The 25486-nt window shown below is 64.5% G+C and carries 25 protein-coding genes; 21 read left to right on the plus strand and 4 right to left on the minus strand.

Annotation, left to right across the window (positions count from 1 at the left end):
* Positions 1-88: 88 nt before the first annotated feature.
* Positions 89-358 carry a 50S ribosomal protein L27 gene (gene rpmA, locus NKJ17_RS04055; RefSeq protein ID WP_023678077.1) on the plus strand — a complete coding sequence of 90 codons (270 nt, stop codon included), beginning with the start codon at positions 89-91 and terminating at the stop codon, positions 356-358.
* Between the two features lie 119 nt (positions 359-477).
* Positions 478-1065 (plus strand): GNAT family N-acetyltransferase, encoded by a 588-nt coding sequence (locus NKJ17_RS04060; RefSeq protein WP_352504900.1) that lies wholly within the window; start codon positions 478-480, stop codon positions 1063-1065.
* A gap of 10 nt (positions 1066-1075) precedes the next feature.
* On the opposite strand, the gene NKJ17_RS04065 is transcribed toward NKJ17_RS04060, so the two are convergent.
* Positions 1076-1945: an endonuclease/exonuclease/phosphatase family protein gene (locus NKJ17_RS04065; RefSeq protein WP_352687100.1), complete on the minus strand. Its 870-nt coding sequence runs from the start codon at positions 1943-1945 to the stop codon at positions 1076-1078.
* Positions 1946-2117: 172 nt separating this feature from the next.
* On the opposite strand from NKJ17_RS04065, the gene obgE reads away from it, so the two are divergent.
* The 5 genes from obgE to NKJ17_RS04090 all read left to right on the plus strand — a co-directional run bounded on the left by obgE (position 2118) and on the right by NKJ17_RS04090 (position 7721).
* Positions 2118-3149 carry a GTPase ObgE gene (obgE, locus tag NKJ17_RS04070; protein WP_352504902.1) on the plus strand — a complete coding sequence of 344 codons (1032 nt, stop codon included), beginning with the start codon at positions 2118-2120 and terminating at the stop codon, positions 3147-3149.
* A gap of 2 nt (positions 3150-3151) precedes the next feature.
* Entirely contained in the window at positions 3152-4306 is a 1155-nt protein-coding gene (proB, locus tag NKJ17_RS04075) for a glutamate 5-kinase (protein WP_352504903.1), read from the plus strand.
* Between the two features lie 13 nt (positions 4307-4319).
* The gene (locus NKJ17_RS04080) at positions 4320-5606 is read left to right on the plus strand and encodes a glutamate-5-semialdehyde dehydrogenase (RefSeq protein ID WP_352504904.1); all 1287 of its coding nucleotides are present in this window, start codon (positions 4320-4322) and stop codon (positions 5604-5606) included.
* Between the two features lie 163 nt (positions 5607-5769).
* Positions 5770-6357, plus strand: coding sequence for a nicotinate-nucleotide adenylyltransferase (locus NKJ17_RS04085; RefSeq protein ID WP_352687105.1), 588 nt, complete (start codon positions 5770-5772; stop codon positions 6355-6357).
* Between the two features lie 74 nt (positions 6358-6431).
* Complete coding sequence (locus tag NKJ17_RS04090; RefSeq protein WP_352687108.1) at positions 6432-7721, plus strand: MFS transporter; 1290 nt, start codon at positions 6432-6434, stop codon at positions 7719-7721.
* Between the two features lie 26 nt (positions 7722-7747).
* On the opposite strand, the gene NKJ17_RS04095 is transcribed toward NKJ17_RS04090, so the two are convergent.
* Positions 7748-8605 (minus strand): mechanosensitive ion channel family protein, encoded by an 858-nt coding sequence (locus NKJ17_RS04095; RefSeq protein WP_352687111.1) that lies wholly within the window; start codon positions 8603-8605, stop codon positions 7748-7750.
* A 239-nt stretch (positions 8606-8844) separates the two neighbouring features.
* Between NKJ17_RS04095 and rsfS the strand changes: the two genes are divergently transcribed.
* The 8 genes from rsfS to NKJ17_RS04135 all read left to right on the plus strand — a co-directional run bounded on the left by rsfS (position 8845) and on the right by NKJ17_RS04135 (position 17103).
* Positions 8845-9222, plus strand: coding sequence for a ribosome silencing factor (gene rsfS, locus NKJ17_RS04100; RefSeq protein WP_023678068.1), 378 nt, complete (start codon positions 8845-8847; stop codon positions 9220-9222).
* 61 nt (positions 9223-9283) lie between these two features.
* Positions 9284-9766, plus strand: a complete 483-nt coding sequence (gene rlmH, locus NKJ17_RS04105) for a 23S rRNA (pseudouridine(1915)-N(3))-methyltransferase RlmH (protein WP_352687114.1) — start codon at positions 9284-9286, stop codon at positions 9764-9766.
* 150 nt (positions 9767-9916) lie between these two features.
* Complete coding sequence (locus tag NKJ17_RS04110; protein ID WP_352687117.1) at positions 9917-11260, plus strand: murein hydrolase activator EnvC family protein; 1344 nt, start codon at positions 9917-9919, stop codon at positions 11258-11260.
* Positions 11261-12586, plus strand: a complete 1326-nt coding sequence (locus NKJ17_RS04115; RefSeq protein ID WP_023719673.1) for a S41 family peptidase — start codon at positions 11261-11263, stop codon at positions 12584-12586. It abuts the gene before it with no gap.
* A gap of 202 nt (positions 12587-12788) precedes the next feature.
* Positions 12789-13988 (plus strand): divergent polysaccharide deacetylase family protein, encoded by a 1200-nt coding sequence (locus NKJ17_RS04120; RefSeq protein ID WP_352687119.1) that lies wholly within the window; start codon positions 12789-12791, stop codon positions 13986-13988.
* 1 nt (position 13989) lies between these two features.
* Entirely contained in the window at positions 13990-14511 is a 522-nt protein-coding gene (locus tag NKJ17_RS04125) for an RNA pyrophosphohydrolase (protein ID WP_352687122.1), read from the plus strand.
* A gap of 29 nt (positions 14512-14540) precedes the next feature.
* Positions 14541-15710, plus strand: a complete 1170-nt coding sequence (alr, locus tag NKJ17_RS04130; RefSeq protein ID WP_352687125.1) for an alanine racemase — start codon at positions 14541-14543, stop codon at positions 15708-15710.
* Between the two features lie 136 nt (positions 15711-15846).
* Positions 15847-17103 carry a D-amino acid dehydrogenase gene (locus NKJ17_RS04135; protein ID WP_352687404.1) on the plus strand — a complete coding sequence of 419 codons (1257 nt, stop codon included), beginning with the start codon at positions 15847-15849 and terminating at the stop codon, positions 17101-17103.
* Positions 17104-17140: 37 nt separating this feature from the next.
* On the opposite strand, the gene NKJ17_RS04140 is transcribed toward NKJ17_RS04135, so the two are convergent.
* On the minus strand, positions 17141-18022 hold the full coding sequence (locus tag NKJ17_RS04140; protein WP_352687128.1) for a LysR family transcriptional regulator: 882 nt from the start codon (positions 18020-18022) through the stop codon (positions 17141-17143).
* Positions 18023-18243: 221 nt separating this feature from the next.
* Between NKJ17_RS04140 and NKJ17_RS04145 the strand changes: the two genes are divergently transcribed.
* From NKJ17_RS04145 to NKJ17_RS04155, 3 genes are all read left to right on the plus strand, one after another.
* Entirely contained in the window at positions 18244-19740 is a 1497-nt protein-coding gene (locus NKJ17_RS04145; protein ID WP_352687131.1) for a CoA-acylating methylmalonate-semialdehyde dehydrogenase, read from the plus strand.
* A gap of 499 nt (positions 19741-20239) precedes the next feature.
* Positions 20240-20536: a hypothetical protein gene (locus NKJ17_RS04150; protein WP_352648973.1), complete on the plus strand. Its 297-nt coding sequence runs from the start codon at positions 20240-20242 to the stop codon at positions 20534-20536.
* Positions 20537-20845: 309 nt separating this feature from the next.
* The gene (locus NKJ17_RS04155; protein WP_352687134.1) at positions 20846-21160 is read left to right on the plus strand and encodes a hypothetical protein; all 315 of its coding nucleotides are present in this window, start codon (positions 20846-20848) and stop codon (positions 21158-21160) included.
* A gap of 13 nt (positions 21161-21173) precedes the next feature.
* On the opposite strand, the gene NKJ17_RS04160 is transcribed toward NKJ17_RS04155, so the two are convergent.
* Positions 21174-21764, minus strand: a complete 591-nt coding sequence (locus tag NKJ17_RS04160) for a GntR family transcriptional regulator (RefSeq protein ID WP_502895519.1) — start codon at positions 21762-21764, stop codon at positions 21174-21176.
* Positions 21765-21930: 166 nt separating this feature from the next.
* Here NKJ17_RS04160 and NKJ17_RS04165 point away from each other — a divergent pair, with 166 nt between their 5' ends.
* From NKJ17_RS04165 to NKJ17_RS04175, 3 genes are read left to right on the plus strand one after another with little or no spacing between them, the layout of a single operon-like run.
* Complete coding sequence (locus NKJ17_RS04165; protein ID WP_352504915.1) at positions 21931-22824, plus strand: dihydrodipicolinate synthase family protein; 894 nt, start codon at positions 21931-21933, stop codon at positions 22822-22824.
* A 48-nt stretch (positions 22825-22872) separates the two neighbouring features.
* The gene (locus NKJ17_RS04170) at positions 22873-24123 is read left to right on the plus strand and encodes an NAD(P)/FAD-dependent oxidoreductase (RefSeq protein ID WP_352687137.1); all 1251 of its coding nucleotides are present in this window, start codon (positions 22873-22875) and stop codon (positions 24121-24123) included.
* Between the two features lie 28 nt (positions 24124-24151).
* Entirely contained in the window at positions 24152-25153 is a 1002-nt protein-coding gene (locus tag NKJ17_RS04175; protein WP_352687140.1) for a 4-hydroxyproline epimerase, read from the plus strand.
* Positions 25154-25486: the final 333 nt, after the last annotated feature.

The following is a 25486-nucleotide window of genomic DNA, read 5'->3' on the forward strand; positions in this document are numbered from 1 at the left end:
CGCAATCGTCGCCGGATCGGACTTGAAACGGAACGCGAACGCGTTCATAAGATCGTTTAGGCGCCTCGCGGCGCATCGGAGTAGTTAGATGGCACACAAGAAAGCTGGCGGATCGTCGCGCAATGGTCGCGACTCCCATTCCAAGCGGCTCGGCGTGAAGAAGTTCGGCGGCGAAGCCGTGATTCCGGGCAACATCATCATTCGTCAGCGTGGCACGACGTGGCATCCCGGCACCAATGTCGGCATTGGCACGGACCACACGCTGTTTGCGCTCGAAGCTGGCGCAGTCACCTTCAACAAAAAAGCCAATGGCCGAACCTACGTATCGGTGAACCCGATGACGAAGGCAGCGGAGTAGCCGGTTCCGCACGAGAACACCGGCACCCATCTCGGGACCGGTGTCTGGCCAAGCCAGGAAATGGATCAGGGGAGATGGGTTTCCATCTCCCCTTTTTCTTGTGCCTGGAGGACTTTGATATGGTTGCCGAAGCGGAAGTGACAGACGACGAAAGTTACACGATAGATTGCCCGGTGCTCGCGACCGAGCGGCTGGTCATGCGTGCCCCGCGTGAAAGCGACATCGAGCAATTGGTGGCGCTCGCCGACAACCGCCATGTCGCGGAAATGCTGGCTCGCATGCCGCATCCCTATGGCGAGGCGGAGGCACGCGCTTTCCTGGCCATGACGGCATCGCGCCGGGCCGGAATCGCCTATGCGTTGACGCTGGCCGGCACCGAGACCTTCGTCGGCTGTGCCGGGCTCAACACCACGGATCGCGGGCTGGAGCTTGGCTACTGGATCGGCGAGCCGTACTGGAAGCGCGGCTACGCGACGGAAGCAGCGCACGCACTGGTCGACCTTGCCTTCCAGAGAACCACGATCCAGGTGCTGCACGCCTCGACGCGGGTTATCAATCCGGCCTCGCGCCGGGTCATCCACAAATGCGGCTTCCAGTATGCCGGCCAGGGCATGCTGAATTCGATCGTTGCCGGTCAGGTGCCGGTCGAACGCTACCGCCTCGATCGCAAGACCTGGACCAGCCTGCGGAACTGGGTGCATTTTTGATGGATGCGGCTCACGTCATCTCGAGCCAGACCGGAAAGTGATCCGAACCGGCCGCTTGCCGGTCGACCCACAGGCGCCTCACCGATTTGGCAAGCGAGGCGCTGGTGAAGATGTAGTCGATGCGCTTGTAGCGGCTGGTATCGCCCGGCTGCTTGGGGTCGACCCAGGTGACGAGATCGGCGCCGGCAGCGCCGAGGCGTGCGGCGGCATCGATGGCGAGGTCGGCGGTCACCGGCATGCCGAATTCGTGGTCAGGCTGGCCGGCGAGTTCGACATGTTCCGGCGATCCGGCCAGCATGTTGAAGTCGCCCATGACGACGAAGGCTTCGGGAGAAGGCAGCTCCGGCAAGCCGATCTCGGCGACGCCGGAGAGCCCGCCGCCCTCGAGCGGGTATTTCAACAGACGCTGGCGCAGAAAGCGGATCTGGCTCAGGCGTTCAACCGGGCTGCGATGGTCGAGATGGGTGGAATAGAAGCGGATCGGACCAAGCGGCGTTTCGACCAGCGCCTCCAGCGCGCCGCGCTGGAAGTTCATCGCCTCGACACTGCGGCTGCGCGGCAAAAGGAGATTGCGCGACAGATGGATCGGCGTCCTCGACAGCACCATGTTGCCGAGCTGGAAGGTGGTCGTGATGGCGCGGCCGTTCTCCAGGCGCGAGCCAGCGTCGGCTTCGAAATTGCTGCCGTAGACGGCAAAATAGTCGGGCAGCGCCTCGCCGAGGTCGGCCACCATGTCGCGGCCGCCATTCTTCGGGTTAGCGCGGGTGACCTCCTGCAGCGCGATCACGTCGGCGCCGCGCACGGCATCGGCGATACGGCCGATATCATAGCGGGCGTCGAGGCCGACGCCGTAATGGATATTGTAAGTTACCAGCTTCATTCCGACATCTCGCGCTTGGAAAGCCGAGGATCGATTTTTCGGCAAGGGTCAACCAAATGGTACGCGTCCAGAGCTACGCGCGACGTTACAGTAGCAAAAACGGCCCTCGCCCTTCGACCCGCCTTGGTTTAGAGCAATCCCGCAAAGCCAATAGCAGAAACCATACAATCCGATGAAATTTCTCGATCAAGCCAAGGTCTACATCCGCTCCGGCGACGGCGGCGCCGGTTCGGTGTCGTTCCGGCGCGAAAAGTTCATCGAGTTCGGCGGCCCGGACGGCGGCGACGGCGGTCGCGGCGGCGATGTCTGGGTCGAGGCGGTCGATGGGCTGAACACGCTGATCGACTATCGCTACCAGCAGCATTTCAAGGCCAAGACCGGGACGCACGGCATGGGCCGCAACATGACCGGCGCCAAGGGTGCCGACGTAACGCTGAAAGTGCCGGCCGGAACACAGGTCTTTGCCGAGGACAATGAGACGCTGATCTGCGATCTGACGGTCGTCGGCCAGCGCTTTCTGTTGGCCAAGGGCGGCAATGGCGGTTTCGGCAACCAGCACTTCAAGACCTCGACCAACCAAGCGCCGCGCCGCGCCAATCCCGGACTGCCGGGCGAAGAGCTCAACATCTGGCTCAGGCTGAAGCTGATCGCCGATGCCGGCCTTGTCGGGCTGCCCAACGCCGGCAAGTCGACCTTCCTGGCGGCGGTCACCGCGGCCAAGCCGAAGATCGCCGACTATCCCTTCACCACGCTGCATCCGGGCCTTGGCGTGGCCCGCATCGACGGTCGCGAATTCGTCATTGCCGATATTCCGGGCCTGATCGAAGGCGCGCATGAAGGTGTCGGCATCGGCGACCGCTTCCTTGGCCATGTCGAGCGCACGCGCGTCCTTCTGCACCTCGTCTCGGCGCAGGAAGAAAATCCGGGCAAGGCCTACAAGACCGTGCGCGCCGAACTCGGCGCCTATGGAAACGGGTTGACCGACAAGGTCGAGATCGTCGCGCTTTCCCAGGTCGACATACTCGATGCCGCCGCGCGCAAGGCGAAAGCCGCCTCGCTGAAACGCGCCGCCGGCCGCGCGCCGATGCTGCTTTCCGCCGTCACCGGCGAGGGCGTCGAGGCGGTGCTGCGCGCGCTGATGGGGGTGGTGGCGGAGGCACGCGAAGCCGTCGCCGCGCCGGTCGAGACGCGCTGGAACGCATAGCCATGGCCGCGCAATCGCTGAAAAATTATCGGCGCATTGCCGTCAAGATCGGCTCGGCGCTGCTTGTCGACCGCACGACGGGCCTGAAGCGCGACTGGCTGGCCTCGCTTGCCGACGACATCGCCGTGCTGGCCAGTGGCGGCGCCGAAATTCTCGTCGTGTCTTCCGGGGCGATTGCACTCGGCCGCACCATCCTCGGCCTCGGCAAGCGGGCGCTGAAGCTCGAGGAGAGCCAGGCTGCTGCTGCCGTCGGGCAGATCGCCTTAGCCGGCGCCTGGTCGGATGCGCTCGGCAAGAATGGCTTGAAATCGGGCCAGATCCTGCTGACGCTCGGCGACACCGAAGAGCGCCGCCGCTATCTCAACGCGCGGGCGACGATCTCGACACTGCTCAAGATGAAGGCGGTGCCGGTCATCAACGAGAACGATACGGTGGCCACCTCCGAAATCCGCTATGGCGATAACGACCGGCTGGCTGCGCGCGTCGCCACTATGATGGGCGCCGACCTTTTGGTGCTGCTCTCCGACGTTGACGGGCTCTACACGGCACCGCCGGCGCGTGACCCGCAAGCTCGATTCATTCAGGTCGTCGACCGCATCACTCCCGACATCGAAGCGATGGCGGGTGCCGCTGCTTCGGAATTGTCGCGCGGCGGCATGCGCACCAAGCTCGACGCCGGCAAGATCGCGACCGCCGCCGGCACCGCCATGATCATCACATCGGGCACGCGGCTGTCGCCGCTGCTGGCAATCGAGCGCGGCGAGCGTGCCACCTTCTTCCGGCCGAGCGCCAATCCGGTCAAGGGCTACAAGACCTGGATCGCCGGGCAGCTCGAACCTGCAGGACGGCTGACCGTCGATGCCGGCGCCATCGGCGCGCTGCTCTCCGGCAAGTCGCTGCTGCCGGCCGGCGTCAAACTGGTCAGCGGCAATTTTGCGCGTGGCGACACGGTGGCGATCCTGTCGCCCGAGGGCCGCGAGATCGCGCGCGGGCTGGTTGCCTATGATGCCGCCGATGCCGTAAGGATCGCTGGCCTGAAGACGGCCGAGATCGAAACCGTGCTCGGCTACGAGGCGCGTTCGGCGATGATCCACCGCGACGATCTTGTGGTGAGCCATGCCGGTGGCGAGCAAGTAGTCGGTGACCAGGTTACATAGCGGAGGATGAGCCATGCTGACGCTGCATGAAAAATCCCGGGATGATACCGTGGCGCTGATGGCCGATATCGGCCGCCGCGCGCGTGCCGCGGCCCGCCCGCTGGCCATAGCTGCGGCCGAGCGCAAGCACGCGGCGCTGTTCGGCATGGCTCAGGCGATCCTTCGGCATGAGCAGGACATCCTCGACGCCAATGCCATCGACATCAGAAATGGCAGGGAGGCTGGCCTATCGGCAGCGTCGATGGATCGGCTGAAGCTCGATCCCGCCCGCATCCGCGCCATGGCAGACGGTATCAGCGAGATCGCCGGGTTACGCGATCCGGTCGGCGATGTCATTGCCGCATGGGACCGGCCGAACGGGTTGCATATCGAACGGGTGCGCACGCCGCTCGGCGTCGTCGGCGTCATCTATGAGAGCCGGCCTAACGTGACCGCCGATGCCGGCGCGCTCTGCCTCAAGGCGGGCAATCCGGTGATCCTGCGCGGCGGCTCGGATTCGGCGAATTCTTCCGCCGCTATCCATGCCTGCCTGGTCGAGGGGCTGAAGGCAGCCGGGCTGCCGGAGGATGCCATACAATTGGTGCCGACCACCGATCGCGCCGCCGTCGGCGAAATGCTGAAAGGACTTTCCGGCAATCTCGAGGTCATCATTCCGCGCGGCGGCCGCAGCCTGGTCGAGCGTGTGCAGAGCGAGGCGCGGGTGCCGGTCTTCGCGCATCTCGAGGGCATCTGCCATCTCTATATCGACCGATCGGCCGATCTCGACATGGCGGTCAAGATCGCGGTCAATGCCAAGATGCGGCGCACCGGGGTGTGCGGTGCTGCCGAGACGCTGCTGGTCGACCGTGCCGCCGCCGGCACGCATCTGGTGCCGATCCTCGAGGCCTTGCGGGCGGCAGGCTGCGAGATCCATGCCGATGCCGAGGCGCTGAGGCTTTATGCCGATGCCCAGCCCGCGACCGATGCAGACTGGGTGACCGAGTATCTGGACGCGATCATTGCGGTGAAGCTGGTCGACGGCGTCGCCGGCGCCATCGAGCATATCGAGACGTTTTCCTCGCATCACACCGAGGCGATCATCGCCGAGGACGCCACAGCGGTCGACCGGTTCTTCAACGAGGTCGATTCGGCGATCCTTCTGCACAACGCCTCGACCCAGTTTGCCGATGGCGGCGAGTTCGGCATGGGCGCCGAGATCGGCATCGCCACAGGCAAGATGCATGCACGCGGGCCGGTCGGCGTCGAGCAACTGACCTCGTTCAAATACCGCGTACGCGGGTCGGGACAGGTGAGGCCTTGAGCGCCGGTCTTACCCTCCCCCTTGTGGGGAGGGTGGCGAGCATCGCGAGCCGGGTGGGGGTGCGACGCTGAACTCTGCAACACCCCCACCCTGCTCCGCTTCGCGGATCGACCCTCCTCACAAGGAGGAGGGTAAGGAATCCGTATCCTCCCACTATCTGCACATGCCGCATGCCGGGAAAGGCGTGGCCGTCGGGCTGTTCGGCGGTTCGTTCAACCCGCCGCACGCCGGCCATGCGCTGGTCGCCGAGATCGCGCTCAGACGCCTTGCGCTCGATCAGCTGTGGTGGATGGTGACGCCCGGCAACCCGCTCAAGAATGCTGGTGACCTGGCGCCGCTGGCCGAGCGGCTGCAGCTATCCGAAAAGATCGCCAAGAACCCGAAGATCAAGGTCACCGCCTTCGAGGCGGCCCACCGCGTCCGCTTCACCGCCGATACGCTGGCGCTGGTCAAGGCGCGTAACCCCGGCGTCGATTTCGTCTGGATCATGGGGGCCGACTCGCTTCGCGACTTCCACCGCTGGCAGCGCTGGCGCCGCATCGTCATGACATTCCCGATCGCGGTGGTCGACCGGCCGGGCGCGACACTGTCGTTCCTGTCGTCGGTGGTCGCCAAGACGTTCGACTATGCCCGCGTCGACGAGGGCGACGCGCCGCGGCTCGCCCGCATGGACGCGCCGGCCTGGACCTTCATCCACGGCCCTCGTTCGTCGCTGTCGTCGAGCGCGATCCGCAAGGTGGCAAGGGGCTGAGCCAACACGGAAGGCAAGACCGCTGATGTCGCTTTTGCCGCTGCCTTGCCCTGCTTGATGGGCGATCCTCGGTCATGACGATTCTCGAGCGCGACCAGGACAAGAACGGTCTAGGGCAGCCGGCCCCGTCGATCGCCATTGCCAGTATCCTCTTGTCGATGGCGCTGATCGCCGTCGGCAATGGCCTCATGTTCGCCTATATCCCAGTCCGGCTCGGCGCCGCGGGCTTCGATCCGACTTGGGCGGGGCTGATCGTCACCGGCCTTTCGGCTGGCGGCCTCGCCGGCTGCATCCTGACCGGGCCGCTGGTGCGGCGTGTCGGCCATGCCCGCGTGTTCATGGTGCTGTCGGCACTGATCGTGCTGTCCAACGCCGCGGTCGGCGCCGGGCCTCATCCCTTGCCGTGGATCGCTGCACGGGCGCTCTACGGCTTTGCCATTTGCGGCCTGTTCATCGTCGCGCAGAGCTGGCTGAACGATGTCGTCGCCAACGCCATCCGTGGCCGGGTCATGGCTATCTTCTACGTTGCCTATGTCGCCGGACTCGGCGTCGGCTATTCGACGCTGGCGTTGATCGATATCCGCGCGGCCGACGCGCCGCTGATCGGCATTGCCTTCACCGCGCTGTCGATCCTTCCCGTCGGGCTGACGCGGCTTGCGCAGCCACCGGCGCCGCAAGCGGCGTCCGTGGCGCTCGGCCGCGCCTGGCGGATCTCGCCGGTGGGCGTTGCCGGCATGCTTGCCGTCGGCGGCCTGTCGATGACGATCTCGGGCTTTGCGCCGATCCATGCCACGGCCAAGGGCTACAGCCAGGCCGACGTCGCCTTGCTGCTTTCGGCAATGCCGGTCGGCACGCTGATCCTGCAGATCCCGCTCGGCTGGATTTCCGACCGCACCGACCGGCGCTTCGTGCTGATCGCGGCGTCGGCGCTTGCCGCCGCGGCGGGCCTGTTTGCCCTCGGTTTCGACGGCGGCGCGCTGGTGGCGCTGCTCGTCATCTACGTGGTCTGGGACGGCGCCTCGGAATCGATCTACTCTCTGGCCAGCGCCCATGCCGGCGATCGCGCCGGCAAGGACGACATGGTGGCGCTGTCGAGCTCGCTTTTGTTCGCCTGGTCGCTGTCCGGCTTCGTCGTGCCCGGCATCGTGACCGGGCTTTCCGCCGTATACGGCACGCAGGCCTTCATCTATGTGGCAATCGTCATTGCCGCCGCCTACTGCCTGTTCGTTCTTTGGCGAGTCGTCATGGTGCGGCCCGTGCCCGCCACCGAGACCGGCAGTTTCGCGCCGATGACGGCGCAGGCGCCGTTGCCCGTCGATCTCGCCTTCGCGCCCGAAGGTCAACGCGGGCGCGAAGAACTTTGAACACCCTCCAGCTGGTTTCAAATGCTCTATTGCCGTGTGGCTGAGGCATCCGGCTGCGGCGCTTTCGGTGCCGGCGCCGGGACCGAAAGCCCCTCGGCATCGAACGCCTGCTTGACACTCTTGGTGAGGTCGATCTGGGTGGCGAAGAAGTCGGCAGCCGCCGTCCAGTAGCGCAAGGTGATGGCGACGGTGCTGTCGCCGACGGTCGCGACAAAGGCGATCGGCCCAGGCTGCCGCCTGACACGCCGGTCGGCGGCGGCAACGCCAAGCATGGTCTTTTGCGCGAAATCGATGTCGTTCCACGAGCCGATGCCGAGCGTGATGTCGCCGCGACGCACACCGTTGCGGGTGAAGTTGCGGACCGGCTGGTTCCACAGGGTCGAGTTGGGTGCAAGCACGTAGACGCCTTCGACCGTCCTCAGCGTTGTAGCGAACAGGCCGATCTCCTCGACGGTGCCGGATATGGCGCCGACCTCGACATATTCGCCGATGCGGAACGGCCGCAGCGCCAGCAGCATGATGCCGGCGGCAATGTTCTGCAGCGTGCCTTGCAGCGCCAAGCCGATGGCCAGGCCGGCGGCACCGATGGCGGCAATGATCGAAGCGGTCTGCACGCCGAACTGGCCGAGAACCATGATCACGACCAGCCCGAGGATGGCGTAGCGGACGACCTGCGAGAAGAAATGGCGGAGCGTTTCGTCGAAGCCATGGATATGGCCGAGGCCGGCATAGATCGAACGCTCGGCGAGGCCGGCGACGATGTAGCCGATGACCAGCAGGATGACGGCGCCGACCGCAGAAAGCGAGTAGGAGACGATCAGCGTGCTGAGTTGCGCCAGGCCGGATTGCACGGTGAGGAGGGCGTTCTGGGGATCGATCGGCATGTCGGGATTCCGGTTTGTGGATGAGCCGATAACCGCTGCGGGGCGAGGCGGTTCCGATTTTCTCGCTCGGAAAGCCTCATATTCGGCCGCTGCCGGGCGCCTGCTTGCGAGCGGTGTCTTGAAACTGCAACCTAACTCTGCCTATCTAAGCAGTGTCACCTGATTTCAGAGGTGATTTGGTTGTTCTTGCTGCGAAAGGAAATACACTGAGAACAGCACTTCGGAAGAAGGCCGACATCGTGCCTTCGCCGGCCGGGATCAGCGTAAACGACGCCGTGTCCCGCGCCATCAAGACAGTCCTTGCCAGTCTGGAAGACTCCAAGGCCGAAAACATCGTCTCAATCGACATTCAGGGAAAATCGAGCCTCGGCGACTACATGGTCGTCGCATCGGGCCGATCGCACCGTCATGTCTCGGCTGTCGCCGATCACCTCCTCAAGGCGCTCAAGGATGCCGGGCTTGGCACGGCGCGCGTCGAGGGGCTGGCTGGCGCCGACTGGGTCCTGATCGATTCGGGCGACATCATCGTCCATGTCTTCCGTCCCGAGGTCCGCGACTTCTACAATCTCGAAAAGATGTGGCAGGCGCCCGATCTCGAGGAGGAGACCCTCCACTGAGCCGTACTCGTCTTGATGCATGTCGTTGTCAGACATGCATCAGCGGCTCTTCGAGGCAAGGATGAAGATTACCGTTCATGCCGTGGGCCGAATGAAAGCCGGCCCCGAGAAGCAGTTGGCCGATCGCTATTTCGAGCGTTTTGCCAAGAGCGGTCCTGCCGTAGGCCTCGAATTCGCCGGGATCGTCGAGATTGCCGAAGGCCGCGCGCAGACGGCCAATGAGCGCCGGCGCGAGGAAGGCCAGAAGCTGCAGACGCACTTGCAACCGGGCACGGCGCTGGTGCTGCTGGACGAGCGCGGCAAGAACCTTTCCTCCGAGGATTTCGCCGGCCGCATAGGCTCGCTGCGCGATGGCGGGCGCAAGGCGCTGGTGATCGGCATTGGCGGCGCCGACGGCCATGACCAGTCGCTGCGCGACCTGGCTGATCTGACGGTGTCGCTCGGCGCGCTGACCTGGCCGCATCAGCTGGTCCGGGTAATGCTGGGCGAGCAGCTTTACCGGGCGGCAACGATCCTTTCCGGCCACCCCTACCATCGTTCATGAAGTCGGCTCGGTCGGCGAATTGATGCCAGCCGCCCGGATTTTTGCCCCAATGCTCATCAAGAGTTTGGGCTCATGGGTTTGCGGATGGCGGCCGGGGCTCGAACATGGTTGATGGTTCGTTAACGAAGCCGCGCATAGAGTTAGGCTTCAATGTCTGAAGACTGGAAATCACGAACGGGCTCCTGGCGCGTGCCCTACGGCATCGCCGTGGCGGCGATCGCGCTTTCGCTCGGCGTCGCGCGGGCTGAGAACACGCTCGACCTGGCGCCCGACCCGGACCAGAGCCGCGCCGAATACGAAAAAGTATCGAAAGAGATCACGCTGTCGTCCGAGCGGCTGGCCAAGCTCGCCGCCGACATAGCGGCTGTCAAGAAGGACCACGCCTCGATCACCGCGGCGCTGATCCAGTCGGCGATGACCGAGCAGAAGCTCGGCCAGGACATCGAGGACATTGGCGGCAAGCTGGAAGGGCTTAAGGCGCAGGAGCAGAAGATCCGCGCCTCACTGGCCGCCAGACGCGACGTTCTGGCCGAAGTGCTCGGCGCGCTGCAGCGCATGGGGCTCAACCCGCCGCCGGCGATCCTGGTCAAGCCGGAGGACGCATTGTCGTCGGTGCGCAGCGCCATCCTGCTCGGTGCCGTGGTGCCGGAACTGCGCCAGCAGACCGACATGTTGCTGACCGACCTCAAGGAGCAGTCGCGGGTGACGGCCTCGATCGAGGCCGAGCGGGCGCGGCTGACGGCAGCGATCGGCGAGCAGGCGGCGGAAAAAAAGCGGCTCGGCATGCTGCTCGAAGCCAAGCAGAAGCTCGCCGCCGATACGCAAACCGCGCTGGCCGCCGAAAAGCAGCGGTCCGCGACGTTGGCGGCCAAGGCCGGCAGCCTGAAAGAACTGATCGCCTCGCTCGAGGCCGATAGGGCCCGCAAGGCGGCGGATGCGGCCAAGGCAGCCGAGCAAAAGACGGCCGACGCCGACAAGGGCCCGGCATCGGCTGCGGCGTCGACGGAATTGGCCTCGCTGCCGGTGCCGGAGAGCAACAGGCTCACCGCTGCCGCGCCGTTTTCCGCGCTGCAAGGGCAGATCGCGCTGCCGGTCACCGGCAGGATCAAGCGGCGCTTCGGCGCCAACGACGGTAACGGCGCGGTGATGCTTGGTGACATGGTTGCGACACAATCGGGAGCCATCGTCACAGCGCCGGCGGATGGAAATGTGCTTTATGCGGGGCCTTTCCGCTCTTACGGTCAACTCTTGATCCTGAATGCGGGTGACGGCTATCATGTCGTCTTGGCGGGGATGAGCAGAATCAGCGTCGCGTCTGGCCAGTCGGTGCTCGCAGGTGAGCCGGTCGGCGCGATGGGAGAGGCCCGGGTGGCGAGCACCTCGGCATCGAAGAATGGAAATGCCACGCCGGAGCTCTATGTCGAGTTCCGCAAGGATGGAAAACCCGTCGATCCGGCCCCATGGTGGGCGGACCGTTTTTCTGGAAGGACGTGAATGATGCGGAAACTGTCGCTTCTGTTTGCCGGTGCGCTGATGGGTGCATCGGCGATGAGCCTGGTCTATGGCGCGCCCGGCTCGACGGCGAAGGCTGCGGGCTCCGAGACCTATAAGCAACTGGCGATCTTCGGCGATATCTTCGAACGGGTGCGGGCGAATTATGTGACGCCGCCCGACGACAAGTCGCTGGTTGAAAATGCCATCAACGGCATGCTGTCGTCGCTTGACCCGCACTCCTCATACATGAACGCCGAAGAAGCGCAGGACATGCGCGTTCAAACCAAGGGCGAGTTCGGCGGCCTCGGCATCGAGGTCACCATGGAGAACGACCTGGTCAAGGTGATCACGCCGATCGACGATACTCCGGCCGCCAAGGCTGGTGTGCTCGCCGGCGACTATATCGCCAAGATCGACGGCGAGGAGGTTCGCGGCCTGACGCTCAACGACGCCGTCGAGAAGATGCGCGGGCTGGTCAACACGCCGATCAAGCTCACCATCCTGCGCCAGGGCGCCGACAAGCCGATCGAACTGACCGTCGTGCGCGACATCATCAAGGTCAAGGCGGTCAAGTTCCGGGTCGAAAACGACATCGGCTACATGAAGATCACCTCCTTTACCGAAAAGACCTATGACGACCTCGAGAATGCCATCGACACCATCAAAAAGCAGGTGCCGAACGACAAGCTCAAGGGCTACGTGCTCGACCTGCGCCTCAATCCGGGCGGTTTGCTCGACCAGGCGGTGAGCGTGTCGGATGCCTTCCTCGACCGTGGCGAGATCGTCTCGACGCGCGGTCGCGATCCGAAGGACGTCACCCGCTTCGACGCGCGGGCCGGCGACGACATCGGCGGCAAGCCGCTGATCGTGCTCGTCAATGGCGGCTCGGCCAGTGCCTCGGAAATCGTCGCCGGCGCACTGCAGGATCTGCGCCGCGCCACGGTGGTCGGCACGCAGTCCTTCGGCAAGGGTTCGGTGCAGACCATCATCCCGCTTGGCGAGAACGGGGCGCTGCGGTTGACGACGGCGCTCTATTACACGCCGTCCGGCAAGTCGATCCAGGGCAAGGGCATCACGCCCGACATCAAGGTCGACCAGCCGCTGCCGGCGGAACTGCAGGGCAGGGATCTGACGCGCGGCGAATCCGACCTCAAGGGCCATATCAAGGGCGCCGACGAAGGCACGACCGGTTCGGGTTCGGCAGCCTATGTGCCGCCGGAGCCGAAGGACGATTTGCAGCTCATCTATGCCGAGCAGCTGCTGCGCGGCCAGAAGACCGATCCGGCGTTCCCGCCGAATCCGCAAAAGGCCGTGTTGAACCAGTAAGGGCGGGCAAGCCGGGCCAAACGGGTCTGGCTGCCTGAGCGAAGCGATGCGATGCTGCCGGGGCCGCGAGGCTCCGGCAGTTTGATTCGGGGCTGCGGCCGGCATGCTGCGCGTCCAGTGAAGCAAGGGGACGCGCCGACATTTTGGATCTTGCGCCTCCGGAGAAGGTTTTACTTCGGGGATGCACGCCGGGGGTGCGGGCTTGGCTGATATCGGCAAGGACATAGAACGACCTCTCGGACAGGCGATCCGGCCGTCGCGCTCGGGCAGCGGGATCAGCGCCGGTGCGGTCGCCGCCGCGCTTGTCGTGCTGTCGGTGGTCGGCGTCTCCAGCGCGATCGCCTTGCGCGACAAGCCATTCCGGAAGCTGCAGGAAGTAGCGGTCTCGACGCCGAAGACGCCGGCGGCGGCGGATACCGCCGCGGCGTCTGCCAAGGCGACGCCCGAAACGGCAGCGCCAAGCAACGCAAGCGGCGCCAACATAAGCGGGCCGAAGACGGGCGGTCCGCAGATCATCCATGTCCAGACCGAGGAGGGCGATGGTCCACCCGAGGCGGCCATCGTCATCCGCGACCCTTCGACGATCGGCCAGAACCTCAGGATCGCGCACATTCCCGACAAGGCACTGATCGAGGCCAGCGAGACCGGTCCGCTGCCGATCCGCGCCGCCGACGGCCGGCGCCCGTTCGATGTCTATGCGCGGCCGTGGTCCGGCGCACGCGGTGCACGCGTGGCGCTCGTCATCGGCGGTCTTGCCGTGTCGCAGACCGGCACGCAGGCAGCCATCGCCAAGCTGCCGGCGGAGGTGACGCTGGCCTTCGCGCCGCAAGGCAACAGCATCGGCCGCTGGATGCAGGTGGCGCGGCAGGGCGGCCATGAGGTCATCATGCAGGTGCCGCTCGAGCCGTTCGACTATCCGAACGTCAATCCCGGCCGCAACACCCTGACCGTAGCTGCGACGCCGGACGAGAATTTGAAGAATTTACGCTGGGCGCTGTCGCGAACGACCAACTATACCGGCGTCATGAACTATATGGGCGCCCGCTTTTCGGCCGACGCGACGGCGATGGGGCCGTTGATGGCCGAACTTGGCAAGCGTGGCCTCGCCTATGTCGATGACGGTTCCTCAGCGCGCAGCCTGGCACCCGAATTGGCGCTGAAGGACGGCGTACCGTTCGTCGGCGGCGATACGGCGATCGACGCGGTGCAGGACCGCGGCGCCCTATTGAAGAAACTGGACGGGCTGGAAGCGACGGCGCGGGCGAAAGGGTTTGCCGTCGGCGTCGGCTCGGCCTTCGACCTGACGGTGGATACCGTGTCTTCCTGGGTGACCGAGGCCAAGAAGCGCGGCATCGAGATCGTGCCGGTTTCGGCGGTGGCAATAGATCCGGAAAAAGGCTGAGATGGCAAAGAACAAGCTCGTTGACCCCGAGACGCTGCCCTACCGGCCCTGCGTAGGGGTGACGGTCCTCAATGGCGACGGCCTGGTCTGGCTCGGCCATCGCATTGCCGAGCCAGACAGCGAGTTCGCCGGAACGACACAGCTCTGGCAGATGCCGCAGGGCGGCATCGACGATGGCGAGGAGCCGCTGCTCGCGGCCAGGCGCGAACTCTACGAAGAGACCGGCATGCGCTCGGTGTCGTTGTTGGCCGAGGCGCCGCACTGGATCAAATACGACCTGCCGGCGCATCTGGTCGGCGTCGCCTTCAAGGGACGGTATCGCGGCCAGACGCAGAAATGGTTTGCCTTCCGCTTCCACGGTGACGAAAGCGAGATCGCGATCAATCCGCCACCGGGTGGCCACAAGGCCGAGTTCGACCGGTGGGCGTGGCGGCCGATGCTGGAATTGCCGGGCCTGATCGTGCCGTTCAAGCGCAAGGTCTACGAAGACGTGGTGGCGGCGTTCCGGCATTTGGTGGCGTAGCCACTGGCCTTCCGCTAAAACAGGTCGGCATGAACGACATCTCCAGCAAATCTCTTCCGCAGGCCGTTGCCCCACGGCAGGCTGGCGCCCCGAGCGAGCCGATCAGCGAAGCGGCGGCGGGGGCAATCCTGACCATCGATCTCGGCGCCATCCGTGAGAATTACCGGCGGCTGAAGGCGCGGCTGGGCGGCGTCAGCTGTGCTGGAGTGGTCAAGGCCGACGGTTACGGGATTGGCGCGGCGCCGGTGGCGGCGGCACTGATGGCTGAGGGCTGTAATACCTTCTTTGTTGCGCATTTGGCCGGCGGCATCTTGCTGCGCAAGGCGCTCGGCTCAGGCCCGGCCATTTATGTGCTGAACGGCATTCCGCCGGGTGCGGAAAGGGAAGCGGTTGCGGCAGGGCTTTGCAGCGTACTCAACAGCGCCAGCCAACTCGCGGCATGGCGCGAGATGGCCGGGCGGGTGGGCCGTAAGTTGCCGGCCGCCCTCCAGGTCGACAGCGGCATGTCGCGGCTCGGCATGACGCCCGCGGAGGTGAAGGCAGTCGCGCAGGATACGCACGCCTTCGACGGTGTCGAAGTGACGTTCGTGATGAGCCATCTCGCCTGCGCCGACGAACCCGAGCAACTGGCCAACGAGCGGCAGCGGCTGGAATTCGAACGGCTGCGCCAAATGCTGCCGGAAGCGCCGGCTTCCCTTGCCAATTCATCAGGCATTTTTCTCGGGCAGCGCTATCACTACGACCTCGTTCGTCCGGGTGCCGCTCTCTATGGCGTCAATCCGACGCCGGCGAAGGACAATCCGATGCTGCCGGTGGTGCGATTGCAGGCCAAGGTCATCCAGACGCGGATATTGGAGGCCGGCGCCGGTGTCGGCTACGGCCACACTTTTCATGCCAAGGCCCCGCTTGCCGCGGCGACGATTTCGCTCGGCTACGGCGATGGCTGGCATCGTCGCGCCGCTTCCGCTGCCTGGTTCGAAAATGTGCGGCTGCCCTTCGTCGGCCGGATTTCGATGGATACGATCATCCTCGACATTTCCGCACTGCCGCCCGGCAAGCTGAAGGCCGGCGACCTCGTTGAACTGATCGGGCCGTCATCGCAGACGGTGGACCAGGTAGCTGGCCAGGCCGGCACTATCGGCTACGAGGTCTTGACCAGCCTCGGCCACCGTTTCCACCGGCGCTATGTGAATCGCTAGGACGCAAGCTTGTTGTCCTCACGCATGTCTTTTCCCTGAGCATCGGCACTTGGCTGACGCCACAGAATCCGGCAGACAGAAGGCGGCGATGATCCCGGTCTCGAATCCCGACGACGCCGCCGCGGAGAACCAAACGATGAAGATCTTCGTGCTGGGCGGCGGTGTGATCGGGGTCACCACCGCCTATTTTCTTGCCGAGGCCGGCCATCAGGTGACTGTGATCGATCGCCAGAAAGGCCCGGCGCTGGAAACCAGCTTTGCCAATGCCGGCGAGATCTCGCCTGGCTATGCCTCGCCCTGGGCCGGGCCCGGCGTTCCGCTGAAGGCCATCAAATGGCTTTTGATGAAGCACGGCCCACTGGTGGTGCGACCGGCCCTCGATCCGCATATGTGGATATGGCTGGTCAAGATGCTGCGCAATTGCACGGCTGAACGCTACGCGCTGAACAAGGCGCGCATGGTGCCGCTGGCCGAGTACAGCCGCGACACGCTGAAGGCGCTGCGCGAGGCGACCGGCATCGCCTATGACGAGCGCGCAAAGGGCACGCTGCAGCTTTTCCGAACGCAAAAGCAGCTCGACGGCGTCGGTGGCGATGTCGAGGTGCTGAAGACCTATGGCGTCCCCTACCAGGTTCTCGACCCCGACGGCTGCATTGCGGCCGAACCCGCGCTGGCTGGCGTGCGCGAAAAATTCGTCGGTGGCCTGCGGTTGCCCGGCGACGAAACCGGCGACTGCAAGATGTTTACCGACAGGCTTGCCGAGCTTTGCGCGGCACGCGGCGTCACCTTCGAATACGACACGGAGATACGGCGCGTCGTCAAGAAGCGCGATCGCATCACCAGCATCAGCACCAGCAAGGGCTGGATGGTCGCTGATGCCTATGTGATGGCGATGGGCAGCTATTCGGCGCGGTTCATGCGCATGCTGAAGCGGCCTATCCCGGTCTACCCGGTCAAGGGCTATTCGATCACCCTGCCGATCAAGGACGCCACCGCCGCACCGGTCTCGACCGTGATGGACGAGAGCTACAAAGTAGCGATCACCCGGCTCGGCGATCGTATCCGGGTCGGCGGCACAGCGGAGATTTCCGGCTTCGACCTGCGGCTGCACGAATCGCGGCGCCGCACGCTCGAACATTCGGTCGGCGACCTGTTTTCGGGCAGCGGCGACATGCAATCGGCGACCTTCTGGTGCGGGCTGCGGCCGATGACACCGGACGGGCCGCCGCTGATCGGCCGCACCGATTTCTCCAATCTCTATCTCAATACCGGCCATGGCACACTCGGTTGGACCATGGCCTGCGGCTCGGCTAAGGTTCTAGCCGACATCATCTCCAGCCGGGTGCCGGACATCGACGTCGGCGATCTCGGGCCGGGACGATACGCCAAGTAAGACCCGGCAGCTTAAGGCAGCCGCCGGCCGATAGGCTTCACGCGAACAAACCCCTGTCCCGTTCGACGGCCTTGGTGATGAAGTTCGAGACGACCTGGACGCGGCGCAGCGGCCTGACCGATTCGTGATAGACCAGCCAGTAGGCGCGGCGGATGGGTGCGACGATATCGAGGGGCACCAACTCCGGCATCGCGCGGGCAACGAAGGTGTGCAGTATGCCGATGCCGGCGCCGGAACGCACCGCTTCGGCCTGGCCGAGCGCGGAGGAAATGGCGAAGCTGGTGCGCCAGTCGGCGCTGAATTCGGCCGCGTAGTCGAGCGAGGGACTGACGATCAGATCCGGCACGTAGCCGATCAGCGTATGCTGCCCTAGCTCGGCGGCGGTTCCGGGCAGGCCATGCGTGTCGGCGTAGGCACGCGACGCGAACAGGCCGAGCGTGTAGTCGACCAGCTTTCCCGCCACCAGGCGGCCTTCCGTCGGCCGCTCTACGGTGATGGCAATGTCGGCCTCGCGCCGTGACAAAGAGAAGGAGCGTGGTACCGGCACCAACTGGATGGTGAGTTCACGGTGCAGAGCGGTCAGCGCGCCGAGGCGCCTGGCCAGGAAGGCGACGCCAAAACCGTCCGGCGCGCCGATCCGCACGGTGCCCGAGACGTCGTCGCCTTCGCCTGAAACAGTCGAGCGCGCGGCGATCATGTCGCCCTCCATGCGTTCGGCGATCTCGAGGAAACGCTCGCCCGCCGGCGTCAGCTCACTGCCCGTGGTAAGCCGGCGAAACAGTTTTGTCCGGAGCGCATCCTCCAGGGCGGCGATGCGGCGCGAGACGGTCGCGTGATTAAGCTCCAGCCGCCTGGCGGCGCCGAGGATCTGACCGGCGCGCGCCACGGCAAGGAAGATGCGGGCATCATCCCAGTTCATCGGGATGGTCCGGATGATGACGATTACGGCAGCGCTCGACGGCGAAGAAACTCAATTTTCTCTATCCCATGGCGTACACCACACATCTCTATCATTTGCGCGATTTGATGCACAGACACCCACTGCTATCTATTTTCTGCACAACGGTTGCGTTTTCGCTCGCGTTGCCATCGCTCTCGCAAAGGCGGACAATGCCTCATCACGAACCAGGGAGAGAGACCATGATCGAATACGGTCATTTCATCGGCGGCAAGCGCGTCGCCGGAACCAGCGGCCGCAAGCAGGACGTCATGCAGCCGATGGACGGCACGGTGCGCGGCACGGTGGCGCTGGCTTCGCAGGCGGAATTGCGCGCGGCGGTCGAAAACGCCAAGGCGGCACAGCCCGGCTGGGCGGCGACCAACCCGCAGCGGCGCGTGCGCGTCCTGATGCGGTTCCTCGAGCTGGTCGCCAAGGAGTATGACGCGCTGGCCGAGATATTGGCGCGCGAACACGGCAAGACCATCGCCGACGCCAAGGGCGACATCCAGCGCGGCCTCGAAGTGGTCGAGGTCTGCATCGGTGCGCCGCACATGATGAAGGGCGAGTTCACCGATGGCGCCGGCCCCGGCATCGACGTCTATTCGATGCGCCAGCCGCTTGGCGTCGTCGCCGGCATCACGCCGTTCAATTTTCCGGCGATGATCCCGCTGTGGAAGATCGCGCCGGCCATCGCTTGCGGCAATGCCTTCATCCTCAAACCGTCCGAGCGCGACCCGGGCGTGCCGATGCGCATTGCCGAACTGTTCATCGAGGCCGGCCTGCCGGCGGGCATCCTCAATGTCGTCAATGGCGACAAGGAAGTGGTCGACGCCATCCTCGACGATCCCGACATCAAGGCCATCGGTTTCGTCGGCTCGACGCCGATCGCCCAGTACATCTACTCGCGCGGCTGCGCGGCCGGCAAGCGCGTGCAGTGCTTCGGCGGTGCCAAGAACCACATGATCATCATGCCGGATGCCGATATGGACCAGACCGTCGACGCGCTGATCGGCGCCGGCTACGGCTCGGCCGGCGAGCGCTGCATGGCCATATCGGTGGCCGTTCCGGTCGGCAACGACACCGCCAACCGGCTGATGGAAAGACTGGTGCCGCGGGTCGAGAGCCTGAAGGTCGGTCCGTCGACCGATTCTTCCGCCGATTTCGGCCCGCTGGTCACGGCACAGGCGCTGGAGCGGGTCAAGTCCTATGTCGACACCGGCGTCAAGGAAGGCGCCAAGCTGGTCGTCGACGGACGCGGCTTTTCCATGCAGGGTTACGAGAACGGCTACTATATGGGCGGCTGCCTGTTCGACAATGTGACCCCCGACATGCGCATCTACAAGGAAGAGATCTTCGGGCCGGTGCTGTCGGTGGTGCGCGCACCGACCTACGAGAACGCGATCAAGCTCGCCAACGAGCACGAGATGGGCAATGGCGTCGCTATCTTCACCCGCGACGGCGACGCGGCGCGCGACTTCGCCTCGCGGGTTCAGGTCGGCATGGTCGGCATCAACGTGCCGATCCCGGTGCCGATCGCCTACTATACGTTTGGCGGCTGGAAGGCGTCCTCCTTCGGCGACCTCAACCAGCACGGGCCGGACGCGTTCCGCTTCTACACCAAGACCAAGACGGTGACGTCGCGCTGGCCGTCCGGCGTGAAGGATGGCGCCGAGTTCGTCATTCCGACGATGAATTAGCCGGACGGTTTTCTGTCTGCGCGTCCTCGCCTTCGGCTTCGGGCGCGCGGGCCGGCGTGAAGAACGGCGCCGAATTCGTCATTCCGACGATGAATTAGCCGGACGGTTTTCTGTCTGCGCGTCCTCGCCTTCGGCTTCGGGGGCGCGGGCCGGCGTGAAGGATGGCGCCGAGTTCGTCATTCCGACGATGAATTAGCCGGACGGTTTTCTGTCTGCGCGTCCTCGCCTTCGGTTTCGGGCGCGCCGGCCGGCGTGAAGGATGGCGCCGAGTTCATCATTCCGACGATGAACTGATCCAGATCGCGGAAAAAGAAGGCCTGGGCTCGACCCGGGCCTTTTTTTCGTCGCGGTCTTCATCGGCATGAACACTAATGTGATGGAACCAAGAAGGCAGCAATCTTCTTAGGTTGCAGTCCTGCCGCGAAGCAGACGCTGGCAGATCAACCAACGGCGCTGGTGACGGCTCCGGGGATATCGTCCGGCGCAAAGGAGGTGTCAGATGACACGTCTCATGGCGACTGCAGCTTGCGCTGCGATGGCCCTTTCCGCCGTCCCGGCAATGGCTGCCGAGCAATGTGCGGCACGCGCCGATATGGTGAAGGCGCTCGGCGAGAAGTTTCATGAAAACCCGAGCGCGGTCGGCGTCGTCAATCCGAATGTGGTGCTTGAAGTCTTCGTTTCCGACAAGGGCACATGGACCATCCTCGCCAGCGACACAAAAGGCCAAAGCTGCGTGATTTCAGTCGGCGAAGGCTGGGAGAGCGCGATGACGACAGCGGCGCTGCCAGGCACCTGATGAGGTTCCACGCTCGCGCGTAGCAGCGGCCTCGCATGGCCGCGCAGCCTGGTGGCCCATTCGTTCGGCGACAACCGTAAAACGGATCTGTAGGCGCCCGCTTGGGCGCCTGCTTGCGCTTTTCCGTTGCCGATACCATATATCGGGAACATAATGGGAACATCTAGAATCGTTACCACCGATGGCAGACCGGAACACAGAAAGGAACGACGCGATGATGATGACGTCGGAACCGGCCTGGATCGCTCCGGCAAAGTGAGGCTGTCAAACCCCTCCTTTGCCGGAACGTGATGGCAAAGGAGGTGCCCTATGGCACACAAAGCACTGTTGGGATGGGTGAAAACCCTGGTTCTTGCTGGCGCATTGGCGGTGGGTACGAACACTGCAAGCGCGCAATATCAATACTGCGTTGAACATGGCGAGCTCGTCGCCCATTTGAGCGAGAAGTTCCAGGAAAGGCAGTTTGCTTTAGGGCTGATCGGTCATGAGGCGGTCATGGAAGTCTTTGTCGCCGAGACCGGAACCTGGAGTATCGTCGTCACCGATATCGCCGGCAGAAGCTGCATCGTCGCGGCCGGCGACAATTGGGAAAACGTGATGGCCCTGCCCGGCCAGGGCGCATGACGAAATGACAGGCTCAGCGTGTGGCAGCTGCCTCGGCATGGCCGCGCAAAAGTGCCATCAGGCGCTTGGCGTCCTTGGCCGCGGCCTCCTCGTCGCCGGCTAGGATCGAGCGGATCAGCGCGACATGATGCTCGGCGGATTCGGCCAAGCCGGTATCGGCCTTGTAGCGGAACCAGAAACGGCGGCTGTGGGTTTGCAAGGGCGCCGCCAGGCGCGCGGCGAACGGGTTGTCGGCAGCCAGCGCCAGCGCCTCGTCGAGCGCCTTGTCGGCCTGGATGAAGTAAAACACATTTTCCGAAATCACCGCCTTTTGCATGGCAAGGGCAGCGTCATGGAACAGGTCGGCGGCCTCGCGGGTGACGAAGCGAGCGGCCGAGCGGGCAAGCACCACCTCGACGCCACGGCGGGCGTCGAGGACACGCAGCCAGTCGCCGGGGTGCAGCGGGGCAATGGCAATGCCGGCGCGCGGCCGGACCTCGAGCAGCCCCTCCCAAGCCAGCCGCTGGATCGCTTCGCGAACCGGGGTGCGGCCGAGGCCGAGCCTGTCGATCAGCGCCCCCTCGGTGATGAAGCTCGCCGGCGCCAGCTCGAGAGTTACGATCATGTGCTCGAGCCTGCGGTAGGCCTTCGCAGTTGCCGGCTCGGAGCCCGGCCTGTCATATACCAATGCGGCTTCTCCTGATATATTGTTGATATATCATATCAGATTCAACGTTGACAGTCGGCTTCTTAAGAAATATACGACTGATATATCAGATGGAGCGATCGATATGTGGGCCGGAGTCTTCCCCGCCGTTACGACCAAATTCACCGAGGACGACGGCCTCGACCATGCCGAGATGGAGCGCTGCTTTGCGCTGCAGATGGAGGCCGGCTGTGACGGCATCATCGTCTGCGGGTCGCTCGGCGAAGGCCCGATGCTGTCGCATGACGAGAAGATCGCGGTGCTGAAGACCGCCCAGAAGATCGCCGGCAAAAAACCGGTGCTGTTGACGGTCAACGAGGCCGGTACACGCGAGGCGGCGGCGATCGCACGCCGCGCCGCCAAGGAAGGCGCCAACGGTTTGATGGTGGTGCCGAGCCCGATCTACCATACCAATGCCGAGGAGACGGTCGCGGCACTCAGCGCCGTCGCCGCGGCCGGCGACCTGCCGGTGATGATCTACTCCAACCGGCTTGCCTATCGCGTCGACGTCACCGTCGACCAGATGGAGGAGTTGGCCAAGGACCAGCGCTTCGTCGCCATAAAAGAGTCCTCGGACGACATCCGCCGCTCGACCGAGATTATCAACCGCCTCGGCGACCGCTACGACCTGTTCACTGGCGTCGACAATCTCGCCTTTGAGGCGCTGTCGGTCGGCGCCATCGGCTGGGTGGCGGGCTTGGTCACCGCGTTCCCGCGCGAGACCGTCGCCATCTACCAGCTGATGAGACAGGGCCGCCGCGAGGAGGCGTTGAAGATCTACCGCTGGTTCCGGCCGCTGCTCGACCTCGACGTCTCGACCTATCTGGTGCAGAACATCAAGCTCGCCGAAGTTTTGGCGATCAACACCAACGACCGCGTGCGCATGCCGCGCCAGCCATTGTCGGGCGAGCGGCGCAAGGCAGTCGAAAAGGTCGTCAGGGATGCGCTGGCCGTGCGGCCGCAACTGCCGGCATTCTGATCCAGTGCCTTCGAGGGTGTTTGCAGATGTGCAGCGCGGCGCATGCCAATGAATGACAATGCTACGCTCGATGTCGCCATCATTGGTGGCGGCATTATCGGCATCTGCGCTGCCGCATTTCTGGCCGAGGCGGGGCGAAACGTCACGATCTTCGATCGGACGGGGATCTGCGAGGAGACCAGTTCCGGCAATGCCGCCGCCTTTGCCTTCTCCGACGTGCTGCCGCTCGCCCACAAGGGCATGATCAGGCAGCTGCCGAAATGGCTCGCCGACCCGCTCGGCCCGCTCAGCATCCCACCAGCCTATCTGCTGAAGCTGCTGCCCTGGCTGGTCCGCTTCTGGCGCGCCGGCCGAAGCGACCGCTATGAAGCCGGCCTTGCCGCACAGGCCGGGATGATGAAGCTCGCCGAGGCGGAATGGATGGGTTTGCTCGACCGTTCCGGCACACGGCCGATGCTGCACGAGGACGGCTCGCTCGAACTCTACGAAAGCGAAGCCGAGTTCAAGGCCTCACTGCCCGGCTGGGCGGCAAGGCAGCGCTTCGGCATCGGCTTCAGCCATGTCGAGGGGAGCGCTCTCGCCGCCTTGCAGCCCGGTCTGTCGCCGCGCTTCGTCAAGGGAACTTTCGTTCCGGGGTGGAAAACCGTCGCCGACCCCAAGCGGCTTGGAAAGGCGTTATGGGCCTATGCCGAGAGGTTGGGCGCCGGGTTCGAAAGGGCCCGGATCGAGCGTGTCGAGGCAGGACAGGACGGCGCGATCCTGACCATGGCCGACGGCACGAGGCGACGGGCGAAGCATCTCGTCATCGCTGCCGGGGCCTGGTCGCACCTGTTGGCGAGACATCTCGGCGACAGAATCCCGCTGGAGACCGAGCGTGGCTACAACACGACGCTGCCGAAGACTGCCTTCGACGTAAGGCGGCAATTGATCTTTTCCGGGCATGGCTTCGTCATCACGCCGCTCGAGACGGGCCTGCGCGTCGGTGGTGCGGTCGAACTCGGCGGCCTTGAGAGGCCGCCCAATTATGCGCGCTCGAAAGCGCTGCTCGAAAAGGCCCAGAAATTCCTGCCGGGACTGGATCCGGCCAATGGGCGCGAATGGATAGGGTTCCGGCCGTCGCTGCCGGATTCGCTGCCGGTGATCGGGCAATCGCAAAAAACGCCGTCGGTGGTGTACGGTTTCGGCCATGGTCACCTCGGCCTGACCCAGGCCGCGGCGACCGGACGCTTGATCCGCGAGCTCGTTCTCGGGCAGAGTCCATCGCTTGATCTCGGTCCGTTCAGCCCGCAACGATTTTGAGATCGAAGACATTCAGTTGGGAGCCGGCATGGCCAAGCATTCCTTCTTCTGCATAGACGGCCACACCTGCGGCAATCCGGTGCGGCTGGTTGCCGGCGGCGGACCGTTGCTCAACGGCTCGACGATGATGGAGCGGCGAGCGCATTTCCTGGCCGAATACGACTGGATCCGCACCGGCCTGATGTTCGAGCCGCGCGGCCATGACGTGATGTCCGGCTCGATCCTCTATCCACCGACGCGCGAGGATTGCGACATCGCCATCCTGTTCATCGAAACCTCGGGCTGCCTGCCGATGTGCGGCCACGGCACCATCGGCACGGTGACCTTTGCCGTCGAAAATGGATTGATCAAGCCGAAGACGCCGGGCGTGCTCAGGCTGGATACGCCGGCGGGCGTGGTCGTCGCCGAGTACAGCCAAGTCGGCGATTATGTCGAGGAGGTGCGCATCACCAATGTGCCTTCCTTCCTCTATGCCGAGGGACTGACGGTCGAATGCCCCGGGCTCGGCGAGGTCAGCGTCGATGTCGCCTACGGCGGCAATTTCTACGCCATCGTCGAACCGCAAAAGAACTATCGCGACATGGCCGACCATTCGGCCGGCGAGCTGATCGCCTGGAGCCCGGTGGTGCGGCAGCGGCTCAACGAGAAATATTCCTTCGTCCACCCGGAGAATCCCGGCATCGACAAGCTGTCGCACATATTGTGGACCGGCGCGCCGGCCAACCCGCAAGCCGATGCCCGCAACGCCGTCTTCTACGGCGACAAGGCAATCGACCGCTCGCCCTGCGGCACCGGCACCTCGGCGCGGATGGCGCAGCTTCACGCCAAGGGCAAGCTTGGGGTCGGCGACGACTTCGTCCATGAATCGATCATCGGGTCGCTGTTCAAGGGCAGGGTGGAGAAAGAGGTCACCGTCGCCGGCAAGCCGGCAATCATTCCGTCGATCGGCGGGTGGGCGCGGATGACTGGATTGAACACGATCTTCATCGACGACCGCGACCCGTTTGCACACGGCTTCGTCGTCAAATAGAGAAAACGCTGACGTTAGGGAAAGACAGAGAGCGCAAACGGATTGCCTTTGACGGCGCAACGATCCCGCCCATCAACTTATTTTGACGGCGATTTCTTCGACATGGGGCGCATAGAGCGATTGAATCGTCAAAGACATTGCGTTAGGCCAATGGTAGGGTCCGCGATGGTCCAGGGGGCGGACGGGAACAAAACGGGCAATCGGACGGCGTGCGGCGAAAACACGCGTAATGATCGAAAAATCACGTTGCAATCCGGGCTCGAAACTTTACGACTAGGGAAAATACGAAAAGGAATGCGTCTGCATGGGCGACATTCCAGGGGAGCCACGACA

This window comes from Mesorhizobium sp. M0208 (assembly GCF_040322015.1).
In the GTDB taxonomy this organism is placed as follows: Bacteria; Pseudomonadota; Alphaproteobacteria; order Rhizobiales; family Rhizobiaceae; genus Mesorhizobium.

Coding starts and splice junctions, on each gene's coding strand:
- NKJ17_RS04080 (WP_352504904.1), top strand. CDS start 4,320: ATGCTGACGCTGCATGAAAAATCCCGGGATGATACCGTGGCGCTGATG.
- NKJ17_RS04115 (WP_023719673.1), top strand. CDS start 11,261: ATGATGCGGAAACTGTCGCTTCTGTTTGCCGGTGCGCTGATGGGTGCA.
- NKJ17_RS04090 (WP_352687108.1), top strand. CDS start 6,432: ATGACGATTCTCGAGCGCGACCAGGACAAGAACGGTCTAGGGCAGCCG.
- NKJ17_RS04125 (WP_352687122.1), top strand. CDS start 13,990: ATGGCAAAGAACAAGCTCGTTGACCCCGAGACGCTGCCCTACCGGCCC.
- NKJ17_RS04140 (WP_352687128.1), bottom strand. CDS start 18,022: ATGAACTGGGATGATGCCCGCATCTTCCTTGCCGTGGCGCGCGCCGGT.
- NKJ17_RS04085 (WP_352687105.1), top strand. CDS start 5,770: ATGCCGCATGCCGGGAAAGGCGTGGCCGTCGGGCTGTTCGGCGGTTCG.
- rlmH (WP_352687114.1), top strand. CDS start 9,284: ATGAAGATTACCGTTCATGCCGTGGGCCGAATGAAAGCCGGCCCCGAG.
- NKJ17_RS04175 (WP_352687140.1), top strand. CDS start 24,152: ATGGCCAAGCATTCCTTCTTCTGCATAGACGGCCACACCTGCGGCAAT.
- NKJ17_RS04165 (WP_352504915.1), top strand. CDS start 21,931: ATGTGGGCCGGAGTCTTCCCCGCCGTTACGACCAAATTCACCGAGGAC.
- NKJ17_RS04145 (WP_352687131.1), top strand. CDS start 18,244: ATGATCGAATACGGTCATTTCATCGGCGGCAAGCGCGTCGCCGGAACC.
- NKJ17_RS04095 (WP_352687111.1), bottom strand. CDS start 8,605: ATGCCGATCGATCCCCAGAACGCCCTCCTCACCGTGCAATCCGGCCTG.
- alr (WP_352687125.1), top strand. CDS start 14,541: ATGAACGACATCTCCAGCAAATCTCTTCCGCAGGCCGTTGCCCCACGG.
- NKJ17_RS04110 (WP_352687117.1), top strand. CDS start 9,917: ATGTCTGAAGACTGGAAATCACGAACGGGCTCCTGGCGCGTGCCCTAC.
- NKJ17_RS04160 (WP_502895519.1), bottom strand. CDS start 21,764: ATGATCGTAACTCTCGAGCTGGCGCCGGCGAGCTTCATCACCGAGGGG.
- proB (WP_352504903.1), top strand. CDS start 3,152: ATGGCCGCGCAATCGCTGAAAAATTATCGGCGCATTGCCGTCAAGATC.
- NKJ17_RS04135 (WP_352687404.1), top strand. CDS start 15,847: ATGAAGATCTTCGTGCTGGGCGGCGGTGTGATCGGGGTCACCACCGCC.
- obgE (WP_352504902.1), top strand. CDS start 2,118: ATGAAATTTCTCGATCAAGCCAAGGTCTACATCCGCTCCGGCGACGGC.
- rpmA (WP_023678077.1), top strand. CDS start 89: ATGGCACACAAGAAAGCTGGCGGATCGTCGCGCAATGGTCGCGACTCC.
- NKJ17_RS04065 (WP_352687100.1), bottom strand. CDS start 1,945: ATGAAGCTGGTAACTTACAATATCCATTACGGCGTCGGCCTCGACGCC.
- NKJ17_RS04150 (WP_352648973.1), top strand. CDS start 20,240: ATGACACGTCTCATGGCGACTGCAGCTTGCGCTGCGATGGCCCTTTCC.
- NKJ17_RS04170 (WP_352687137.1), top strand. CDS start 22,873: ATGAATGACAATGCTACGCTCGATGTCGCCATCATTGGTGGCGGCATT.
- NKJ17_RS04155 (WP_352687134.1), top strand. CDS start 20,846: ATGGCACACAAAGCACTGTTGGGATGGGTGAAAACCCTGGTTCTTGCT.
- NKJ17_RS04060 (WP_352504900.1), top strand. CDS start 478: ATGGTTGCCGAAGCGGAAGTGACAGACGACGAAAGTTACACGATAGAT.